Source organism: Bradyrhizobium sp. 164 (genome assembly GCF_023073715.1).
GTDB lineage: Bacteria > Pseudomonadota > Alphaproteobacteria > Rhizobiales > Xanthobacteraceae > Bradyrhizobium.
In genome coordinates this window covers 1-10,067 of the sequence record NZ_JADPKA010000003.1, presented here as the reverse complement: position 1 = coordinate 10,067, position 10,067 = coordinate 1, and the positions used below count along the sequence as shown (strand labels likewise).

Below are 10,067 nucleotides of genomic sequence, written 5' to 3'. Positions count from 1 at the left end.
CGGATCCGAGCCGAACTCTTTCACCCATTTGCGCAGAACGTTCTCATGAACATCCAGGTCGCGCCCGGCCTGCGCCACCGACACCCCACGCTCCCTAACCAGCTTGACCGCCTCGATCTTGAACTCGCGACTGAACTTCCGTCTCTTCATCGGCCACCTCCGACTTCATGAAACACCTAATCTCGGTGTCCATCAAACCGGCAGCAGCTCAGTCCTTGGCAAGTAAGCAAGAGCTGGGCCAACTCACTATGGTCTGTGCCAGGCACTGCCGCCGGACTGGCCCACGATACCCTGAGTGTGCTGGAGTGCTTTTGAAAGAGAGCGGCACAGCTTTCTTGTTTCAAATCCGACAGCATTGCTGCGAGCGCGACCTTGGACAGCAAAGCCGAGGCAACCTGCGGTCGCCCGCCCTGCTTGACGCTTGCAGTTCGGCCATCAGACGGAAGACAGGCAGAAGTAGATCGGATCGACCCTCGCGTAAGATCAACTGCAGTGATTGGATGAAGAAGCACCCGCTGAATCGACGTAGATCGTCGCACCGACCTGCACGCGACGCAGGTCCTGCCGGTATCCACCGGCTCTCGCCTTATGAACCGTCTCGATGGCTGGAGGATCCTCTGCACCGAAGATGAGGGCCTCCGCGAGGACACGGCCGGTCATCGTGGACGGCCGCGAAATGCCAAGCAGGCTGAGCACGGTCGGCGCAAAGTCGCAAATACCCGAAGGCACATGCGATTCCACGCCGCATCTGAACAATGGGCCCGCTAGGATGCCAAGCGACGACATTTCCTTGGCGTGCAGCCCGCCGTGCACCCCGAGCCCAACCGGCGAGTTCGGGCTCCAGCAACGGCCGGGAAGGCCAAAGGGATCGAGACCATCGTGCCCCCGAAATGAAAACAAAATGTCAGCGGACCGGGGATGATCGGCGAAGACCAGATGACGGGCAAGGCTACCTGGGGCGATCCCATCATCCCCGCTCTTAGCGGCCGTAAAAACTGGTCCGCACCAAGGGCGTTCCATCATTGCCGCAACCAACCGACTGATGGCACGGTCGGATGGCTCCATCAAGTAAATGGCGCCAACCTGACCCGAGATGACGACCGCGTCGATCCCCGGTCCTGGCACTTGGCCACAACGCATCCCAGTTGCCTTCAACGTGTCCAAGAGATCCGCCTGCGCGTGCGCTGTGACATGGCCATGATCGGATGCAACGATAAGATGCACGCCCTTGGGCGCCCCTTCAGATTCCCACCAATCAAGCACCCGGCCGAACTGGCCGTCGAGAAAGCGGATCGCCTCCAGCGTCGGCCTCGCGCCAATGCCGCAATAATGCGACGAGGTGTGGGGCTCACCGAAGGAGAGAATTGCGACATCGGGCTGAATTTGAGGCCAGACCCCGTCAAGCAACGCCGAAGTTAGGAAGGCTTGAGCGGCAAGATCCGGCGTCCCGAGAGGCGTCGGGGTGGGCATCGGCCCAAGCCGCGCCTCCACCCTTTCGAGCATTGCGGCCGACGTCGCGAGGCGAGCGAAAGGACCCGACAGCGTCACTTGGCTCAGGGATCGAGCCTTGTGGTTGAGCATGCGAGTTGCTCCGGCCGAATTGGAGGCGAGAACCGCAAACGTCTTGCCGTTCGCCGCGAGGATCTCGCCCAGCGAGGGCGCGCCGACCAGATGGCGGCCGCTCGCGGCATCGAGGTCCTCGACCGGGCGGTCGTCGCTCGTATCGATCAAGCGCGGCGCTGCGGCCACGCGGTCGAGAAACTTGTTGCCGACAATGCCATGACGATCCGGCGTCGCGCCAGTGATCAGGCTCGTCAGTGAAACCCGGGTCTCGCTGGGATAGATGGTGCGCTGCCGCGCTAGCATAGCACCGCGGCGCCTGAGTCTATCTAGGTTTGGCGTCCGCGATGGACTAACAAGATCGGGTCGAAGCCCGCCAAACAGCACGATGATAACGCGGTTTGGACCTGATCGATCTGACATAATGGCATGCTCGCTTAGCTGTATGAAGGGTCCCCACGGCTGCTCACTTGAAGCGCCGCGACATGGTGAGAGATCGGAACAGGCTGGGTGAGACCATGTCGCCGATACTTTTCGCGCCGTCCATGTGTGCTTTCGGTGATCCCATCACGACTTTCGCTCAAGACGCGAGATCGTGCCGCGATCATCACACACGACAGCCGCTCCCGGGCACGACAGGGCCGGTTATCCTGAAGACGCACTCTTTGCCTTTAACCGCCCCGCACAAAGCATTGTCGTCCCGATGACGCCTTCGCTCGCCAATCCTGCAACATCGCTATCGGAGAGCTTGAGAAGCCCAGTCAGGATCTCGCTATTGTGCTGCCCCAGCGTCGGCGCCGCCGTACGAATCGTATGAGGTCCACCCCCTTCGCGGATCGGCATTGATGGCTGTAGATGCGCACCTATGAAAGGGCGCTCGACTTGCTGCAGAAATGCGCGTGACCTTAGATGGGGATCCTGGAGCAGGTCGATTGGATGCCGAGCTACGCCGGAAGCAACCCTTACCGACTGCAATTCGAACATCGCCTGATCTGCATCACGGGTGCGCGTCCAGGCTTCGATAGCGTCCTCGATGTTGTCCTCAATGCTCTGGCGGGCTTCTGCAGAATTAAGCGACGGGTCTATGGCCCAGTCTCGTCGACCAATCAGAATGGCCAGCCTCTGCCACATGTCGTTGTCAGTAGCGGCTATTATAAGCCAGTTATCCTCGCCTGCGCATCGAAAGCAGCCGTGAGGCACGAACTGCGGATGTCGATTGCCGCACCTTTTCGGCGGCATAGGGTCAATCGAGTGGATAGTGAGCCATGGCGCCGCAAATGGCAGCATGCATTCAATCTGGGAAAGATCAATAAGCTGCCCCTGCCCGGCATCACGGGCACAAATCAGCGCGATCAGAATTGCGCCGCAGCCGTTCAAGCCGCCGATAGCATCTCCGAAAGCAACATGGCTCATCACGGTCGGCATGCCGGACTTTCCGACTACGCCCGGCAAGCCCGAGCCCTGCTCGAGAGTCGAGCCGTAGGCCCGACAATCGCGATACCTACTATCCGCGCCAAACGCGGACATCGACAGCTTAACCAGTCGAGGGTTGAGCGATCGGAGCACATCACAACCTAGTCCCAGCTTCGGCAGGACATCTACAGAATAATTATCGACGACAACATCAGCTTTCGTCAAAAGGCGCTTAACAAGAGCGAGACCTCGTGGCTGGGTGAGGTCGAGTGTAATGTCGCGTTTGTTGCGGTTCATGATGCAGAAGCATGGCGCCCGCTCGTACATTTCATCTTCGATGAAAGCTGGGCGTCGGTCAACGCCACGCCACCAATGCGGATATTGGATGGCCTCGATTTTGATGACGTCCGCACCAAGATCGGCCAGGATGCGCGTACACAACGGTCCTGCCCACCCCATCGAGAAGTTTATCACGCGAACTCCATCCAACGGCGGCCGTCCGGCATCAGTGTAGGCCGCTGAAGGTGAAGGCAGACGCCTCAGGACGTTCGCGATAGCTTGCTGTTCGCCCGCAGCCGGAACCTTACCAACTCGACGCGGCGGAGTTAACGTCAGGCGTTGCATCGAGCTGGCGGTCATGCCCTCTTCTCCGTCAAGGAGAACAGGCACGGTCGCGCCGCGCTCTTTCCTCTCAGTGTCTTGGAGATGATCAGACATTTGGGGTACTGGCACGATAGAAATCTTACTTACGCCCCTCGGTAAACCACTGCTGCGCTCTACGCTTTTTCAGTCTCGGTACGAATTGTTGTTCGATCTGTTCAATATCCTGCAGACGATCCTTGCCGAGGAGCAGATCCGGATTGTCTCCAAGTTCGGAAGGCGGAGCATATCGCAAAACGCTCTCCACCGAGCGGGTGTGAAGGTTGTAACGCCAAGCCATCCCTTTCTGGTTTCGTAAATACCTGTCCGAAAGACCGGCCAGAAGCGATTGATGCCAATACCGCGTACGACCTTAGCATGCGCCGATGCCTCAAAGATGAGGTATTCGCTGAGAGCGAGGCTCGATTCGAAGATACTGAGTGACCACCTCCGGCCCCGCTCGCCGCGCATTCGAGCAATCACCGAAGAAGCCGCGGCTATAAAACCCCACAGGCCGGCAAGAATACTTGTCTGGAAATCTGGAGCGTGTGAAGGTGGCCCCTCTGCCGGTCCAACCAGCTTGATGAGGCCAGCAAGCGCACGGATCGTCGAATCCGTCGCTGCAAAGCCTGCATGGGGTCCTCCACGCCCGACCCAGCTCGCCTCAACGTGGGTCAAGCCGCAGTGGCGGGCACGGATCGCACCGATATCAATGGGAGGGCAATTCGCGGAATCAACATCCCGGCCATCGATCAAGACATCGCAATCCTCGATCAGTGCAGTTAGTCGGGCGATCGTGCCCGCGTCAGCAGGATCGAGGATCGTGTTGAAATTGAGAAACGCGAACCACGCACTTTGGCCCTTGGGAGTGAGTGGCGCAGTACGGCGAATTCGATCTCCCCCTGGCTGCTCGATCTTCTGAACGTCAGCCCCAAAATCTGCGAACAATCGAGCGCAATAGCTGCTTGCGTCCGAGCTGCCGACCTCAATCACCCTCTGATGTGGCAATACCCCCGGAGAGTGTTTCCTTTTGCTATCCATACCATGCCCCAATATCACTGGCCGAATCCGCGTCTCGACGAGCGGACGTACCGCTGCTTGGCAGGCCATGGGTATCCCGGCCGTCGTGGTATAGCAATCAAGGGCCCATTCTGTAGCCGGTACTCGGAATCGACCCTGAGCACGGCGGAAATCACGTGGACCCGAGCGACAATGACTAGGACAGTCAACATCCGGCTCGAAGAAGCAAAATGCCATTAAGTGGCCGGCACTTGCCTGTCCACGGCGGGATACATTGCCGAACTTATGCAAAATGTAGGAACAGCTAGATGCAGACAAAGCCGTGTGCGCTCTTTTCGCTCTTGTAGTGGAAGTGAGGCCAACGCAGCAACAATCGTACCAATCGCGTCCAGCGCGAGATTCATGACGCGAGAAGGGCTCGATAGACTTTGCATCTCGTTCGACCCAACTGATCGCATTGAAGCAACCATCACAACAATGCGCGGAATGAGACAACGCGTCCGCTTGCGCTCGGCTATCTGCCGAACAAGATCCAATATGGTGGCGGTGTGTCGCTCCGTTCTCTAGTCAACTACCAACTCTCGCAATTGATCCAGTGGAAAGACTTGCGTTACTGCAGATAGGGCGAGCGCTCGCGTGCCGTCAGCGGTCGAATGCAACAGGAGCTCTCTAGCTCATGGAAGCGCATAATGACTCGGACGCGCATTCGCCAAGCACGCCGCCTCAGATGTCACCGGAAATATTTCTGGCCCCCTCGTGCTGCCAAGGCCTCCGCTCTGAGCGACCGCATCCTCAGCGTCTTTCGAGCGGCCCCAGCTTCCTCAGAGATTGCGGCCTTGATGAGCGATCTCATCTACTCCTGAATGACTTTGATCTAGAGGAACATGCGATCATGGAATCGTCTGCATCATCATCTGGCGCCGTCTTAAAGCGGCAAGGATCGCCCGACTGCCCTGTTGCGGGCCCGAGTTAGCGCAGATAATCAGGTGGCGTGACAGCTCGTATGCCGCGGATCTCTATATTGCCGCTGTCTCATGGCTTGATCTTTTCACCTACCTTGACGGACATCCGGTAACGGAGGAGGAGCTTCGGGTCGATTTCTCCCTTCGGGAGCGTCCGAGGCGGACCATGCTTCGCCTCTTTCAATCGTGGGGCCTCATCACTGACGAAGCCGGCCGGCTGCACGCAACCGCAGCGTCCGTTCGGTATCTGAGTGGCAAATCCCCGGAGAGCGTCGCATCGTATATTGCAACGATGAAGTATAAGCCTTTTCGGGAGCTTTACGAACTTTTGAGAGATGGAGGCGCCGACACCTGGCACGTTGAGCGCGGGGTGACGAAGAGCTGGGACGCCCTGATGCAGACCGACGAGTTCACTGACCTGAATACACGCGGGATGGAGGAGCGAGGGCGGATTTTTGCGCCACACCTCGCAACTCTTCTTGATTGCACGAATGAAAGTTCCATCCTTGGCGTGGGCGGTGGATCGGGCGTGTATTCCGCTTATTTGCTAATGCGCTATCCCGCACTCACAGCGACGATTCTAGAGCGGCCGCCCATTGATCAGCCTTGCGCGGAGAGGCCTCACGGAGCGGAAGCTTTACCCCGATCGCGCCCGAGTCATAGCTGCAGACATGTTCGTTGACCCGCTGCCGAGGGACGCAAGCCTCCATCTTTATTCGCACGTTCTTCACAATTGGGGATCAGACAAGGTCCGCTTTCTCCTGAACAAGTCTTACGAGGCCCTTCGTGCCGGCGGGCGCGGGGCGATTTTCAGCTGCCACTCGGACGACCGTGAAAGCCATCCGTCTCCGGCTGCTGAAGCAGAATATTCCGTGCTGCTCACGACAGGGTACGAGGGCTGCTGTTACAGCTTCGAAGACATGCGCACGATGCTTGAGGAAGCTGGCTTCGAGCAAATCGGTTACCACAAATCCATCTGCAACCGCAACTTCGGTTGTCGCCCGAAAGACCACCTAAGATCAGACGGCTTGAGGAGGCATTGATGCTGCCCCTGCTCTTCCTCAATTCGTGAGTGCGACATGCCGATTCAAACCAACGTTCTGTTGTCGAAGCTCCGGACGGCTGGGTACAGCCTCTTCTCCGGCGTCCTCTGTTCACACTTTGCTGCCCTGTTCGACGAAGCAGCTCGTCAGCCTGGACTCTTGGCCATTCCCGCAGCTAATGAAGGCAGTGCAGTTGCCTTCGCGGCGGGTGCGGTGCTGTCTGGTCGCCGAGCGGTCGTGGCGCTTCAGAACTCCGGTTTCGGAAATATCATCAACCCCCTGACGTCATTATTAATGGACAGCGAAATACCGGTCCTGCTCCTCCTATCCGTCCGCGGTCACCCCGATGAGCCTGCGGACGAGCCACAACACACGATTATGGGGGGCCAAGACAATGGCCCTCTTGGGCTTCCTCTCAATTGAGTGGTGCGATTTCGATGGAACTGACCCCGGCGTGGATCGTGCCATCGCGACTAGCGACGAGCTGTTCCGCAGGCACCGTTTGCGCTGCTCTTTCGGAGTGACCAGCTATCCAGTTGCAACGCAGTAAAGCGACCGCGTGGCACGATCGACTATGGGCTCAGTGTCGGGGAGGTCATCGAGACGATTTGCCGGCAGATCGACTCCGATACCCTCACTATTTCTACGTCCGGATTTACCTCTCGTGAGCTGTTCCGGGTCTGGGATCGTCCGCTGAATCTCGATGTCCAAGGCTCGCTGGGACATTGCAGCGCGGTCGCTGCAGGACGTGCGCTTACAGCGCCTGCCAGAACGGTCCTGGCATTGGATGGAGATGGCAGCGCACTGATGCACATGGGGGTTCTGTCGACCATTGGCTACGCAAGCCCAAACAATATGATCCACGTGGTGCTAGACAACGAAGGCTACGTTTCAACAGGTGGTCAGCTCTCGACCTCATCATCCCCCGACGCCGTCGCTTCAGCCTGTGGGTATCGCACCGCCGCCCTTTGTAAGTGGTCAGATCATCTCATAGCTGTCACACAGCAATGCTTTAGGACGAGTGGTCCTCTTATAGTTTGCAAGGTCAATCGGCAGCATCCCGCGGCTTCCTCGCGTCACCTCCCGATATTCGCCTCTTCAGAACAAGACCACATTCCAGCGAGCGCTCCACAACCACCGCAGCGAGCCAGCTACAGCATGGTAGAAGGAACTGGTGATGCACCGAAGCCATCATCTTCGACTCTGGCCATCCTGCGCCTGGTCTACATGGGCAATCCTTTCGAAAGCGACCGTCTATCAAACAACCGCTCCGAGGGCTCCGCTCGCTGCCAGTGCATCTACTCCGACGAAGTCGCGACACATTCCAGCAATGTCACACTCACATCCTCATTGAGCTATCGCATGTCTGATATTGATCAAGACTATCATCCGATGCTCATAGCAGGTTCGCCTTCCCATTCGGACCTGACGATCCTTTCACGGGGATGCTTGTAGGCAAAGTGCCGCAGGCACGACCGGACCATGTACGGAAAAGACGCCCTGCATGAGACCAAACGCGCCTGCGACGTCTGGTCGTTTGCCGCCCACGCAATGATTCAGAGCGAGGGCGAGATTTATCCATGTGACATCGGCACAACTCCTCACGAACGACGCATCTTTGCCTATGCGCACGCCTCTTGTCGGCGTGATCTCCGCAATCACTCCATTCAATCATCCTCTCAATCTTGTCAGCCATAAACTCGCTCTGCGACAAACAACCGCGTCGTCCTAAAGCCCCCCGAGCGAGCTCCATTGACCGCCCTGGCAAGCAGGATACTGTTTAAGCAGGGACTCCCAGAGGAGATGCTTTCAATCCTGACGGGAACCCCGGGCTCGATGGAAGATGCTATTTCACCGACCCGGATGCGGTCCGCGTGCGTGGGGCGATACATCGCCGCGGGGGCCGGTTACCGGAAGCTCATCCTCGAGCTCGGAGGGAACGACCCAATCATCGTTCTTGAGGAGTGCTGATCCCGAACGCGCAGCGTATTTAGCCGTCCAAGGTGCAATCAAGAATTCCAGTCAACGATGCACAGCCGTCAAGCGGGCGCTGGTAACCGAAACTATCGCGGACGATTTTGCAGATCGTGCGCTCCATTACATGCGGCAGCTCATGACCGGCGACCCCAGCGATCCAATTGTGGACGTCGGGACCGTGATCAGCCAAGAGGCCGCTCACCTTATCGCTCGACGTGCGCGATTGATGATGGGCCGGCAATCGGCCTCACGGCGCATTTTATCCACCTACGCTCCTGGATCATGTTCGAGCGACCTCCGAACTTGTTGTTGAAGAAACATTCGGGCCCGTGCTGCCGATCATCCGTTGCCCAAACGATATCGATCAGATCATATCAATCGCAAACGCTACCAAGTTTGGACTTTCCGCGGGTGTTTGCTCTAACCCGGATTGATCATGTCACGAGACTGATCAATGGTCTCCACGTAGGAAGCGTGAATGTGTGGGAACTTCCCGGTTATCGGACCGAAGTGACGCCCTTCGGCGGGATCAAGCAATCTGGGCTCGGCTATAAGGAGCGTGTTCTCGAGGCGATGCGCGGGTTCACGCAGCTGAAGACGTACTCACTCCGTGGCCTGTCTAGGCCTGCAACGGGCTATAGCATTCCGGAAAATTGATTCGTGGAAAAGGCAAGAGCCTGTTTGCCGTCAGCACTTGTGGACGAGTTGAGGACCTTCACAGAGCGAGCTTCATCATAGCCACCAGGAGCGAAGATGAAGCGGAAATCGGACCAAGTAACGCGCCGGCAGAACGAGTGCTAAAAGCATTCAGCGTCAGAAACGCCGGCAGTGCTCGGGGAAGAGACGATCCGCACCATGCTGGACTGACGTAAGCATCCGGAGAGGATTTCAATTACCCACAAATTCCTCCGGCATATCTGCGGTCCCAGTCGCTCGCTCCAGAACTCCCACGCCGACTCTGCTTTCGAGCGACATCAAAGCACGTGGATCAGCTCCTGACTAGATGAAGGAACCTCAGCTAAGTTCAGTATTGGTTCTTGCTCCATGTCGATCGCGCAGAGATTAGAGTACCGGCATTCGCAATCGTTGGTCATGTCGCCGAAGTTGATGCAGGCGATCAAGCTGCTGCGATTATCCAATCTCGATCTCATGACGTTCGTGGAGGAGGAGCTCGAGCGCAATCCTCCGCTCGAGCGCGCCAGTGGCGAGGCAGCTGGTGTCGAATCCCTGACTAGGGTCGGTGAGGTCAGCGCCGAGCAGCCGGGAGGCGGCCGCGCGCAACGCCAAGGACGCCGCGACGACCACCTACACCGAATGGGCCGGCGGCGCCTCCGGTGACGAAGACTACAATCTTGAAGCCTTCGTCGCGGCAGAGAGGACCCTGTCGGACCATCTTGCCGAGCAGCTCTCGGTTGCCTTCACCGCGCCGGCGCAGCGCATGATCGGCCAGTAC

13 protein-coding genes and 1 pseudogene are annotated in these 10,067 nt (G+C 58.1%); 10 read left to right on the top strand and 4 right to left on the bottom strand.

What is annotated here, in order from left to right; all coding sequences use genetic code 11:
• The 4 genes from IVB01_RS01225 to IVB01_RS01210 all read right to left on the bottom strand — a co-directional run.
• Positions 1–150, bottom strand: a 150-nt coding sequence (locus IVB01_RS01225) for a transposase (protein ID WP_028182456.1), incomplete at its 3' end; no start/stop codon positions are given.
• A 333-nt stretch (positions 151–483) separates the two neighbouring features.
• A complete protein-coding gene (locus IVB01_RS01220; protein WP_247494218.1) occupies positions 484–1,983 on the bottom strand; it encodes an alkaline phosphatase family protein in 1,500 nt (499 codons plus the stop codon).
• Between the two features lie 222 nt (positions 1,984–2,205).
• Entirely contained in the window at positions 2,206–3,612 is a 1,407-nt protein-coding gene (locus IVB01_RS01215) for a CoA transferase (RefSeq protein WP_247494217.1), read from the bottom strand.
• 147 nt (positions 3,613–3,759) lie between these two features.
• A complete protein-coding gene (locus IVB01_RS01210) occupies positions 3,760–4,722 on the bottom strand; it encodes a CoA transferase (RefSeq protein ID WP_247494216.1) in 963 nt (320 codons plus the stop codon).
• Between the two features lie 1,038 nt (positions 4,723–5,760).
• Here IVB01_RS01210 and IVB01_RS35330 point away from each other — a divergent pair.
• From IVB01_RS35330 to IVB01_RS01180, 10 genes and pseudogenes are all read left to right on the top strand, one after another.
• Positions 5,761–6,276 (top strand): methyltransferase, encoded by a 516-nt coding sequence (locus IVB01_RS35330; RefSeq protein WP_346659326.1) that lies wholly within the window; start codon positions 5,761–5,763, stop codon positions 6,274–6,276.
• On the top strand, positions 6,266–6,637 hold the full coding sequence (locus IVB01_RS35325) for a methyltransferase (RefSeq protein WP_253075147.1): 372 nt from the start codon (positions 6,266–6,268) through the stop codon (positions 6,635–6,637). Before IVB01_RS35330 ends, IVB01_RS35325 begins: the two co-directional genes overlap by 11 nt.
• A 36-nt stretch (positions 6,638–6,673) precedes the next feature.
• Complete coding sequence (locus IVB01_RS01200; RefSeq protein WP_247494215.1) at positions 6,674–7,060, top strand: thiamine pyrophosphate-binding protein; 387 nt, start codon at positions 6,674–6,676, stop codon at positions 7,058–7,060.
• A gap of 84 nt (positions 7,061–7,144) precedes the next feature.
• Positions 7,145–8,092, top strand: a complete 948-nt coding sequence (locus tag IVB01_RS01195) for a thiamine pyrophosphate-dependent enzyme (protein ID WP_346659327.1) — start codon at positions 7,145–7,147, stop codon at positions 8,090–8,092.
• A gap of 169 nt (positions 8,093–8,261) precedes the next feature.
• Entirely contained in the window at positions 8,262–8,369 is a 108-nt protein-coding gene (locus IVB01_RS35320; protein ID WP_253075149.1) for an aldehyde dehydrogenase family protein, read from the top strand.
• A 20-nt stretch (positions 8,370–8,389) separates the two neighbouring features.
• On the top strand, positions 8,390–8,608 hold the full coding sequence (locus IVB01_RS35315) for an aldehyde dehydrogenase family protein (RefSeq protein WP_253075146.1): 219 nt from the start codon (positions 8,390–8,392) through the stop codon (positions 8,606–8,608).
• A complete protein-coding gene (locus IVB01_RS35310; protein WP_253075145.1) occupies positions 8,595–8,927 on the top strand; it encodes an aldehyde dehydrogenase family protein in 333 nt (110 codons plus the stop codon). Before IVB01_RS35315 ends, IVB01_RS35310 begins: the two co-directional genes overlap by 14 nt.
• Positions 8,890–9,048, top strand: a complete 159-nt coding sequence (locus IVB01_RS35305) for an aldehyde dehydrogenase family protein (RefSeq protein WP_253075148.1) — start codon at positions 8,890–8,892, stop codon at positions 9,046–9,048. Before IVB01_RS35310 ends, IVB01_RS35305 begins: the two co-directional genes overlap by 38 nt.
• Positions 9,026–9,271, top strand: coding sequence for an aldehyde dehydrogenase family protein (locus tag IVB01_RS35300; protein WP_346659325.1), 246 nt, complete (start codon positions 9,026–9,028; stop codon positions 9,269–9,271). Before IVB01_RS35305 ends, IVB01_RS35300 begins: the two co-directional genes overlap by 23 nt.
• Before the next feature lie 387 nt (positions 9,272–9,658).
• Positions 9,659–10,067: pseudogene (locus IVB01_RS01180) on the top strand (RNA polymerase sigma-54 factor); the annotation flags it as partial.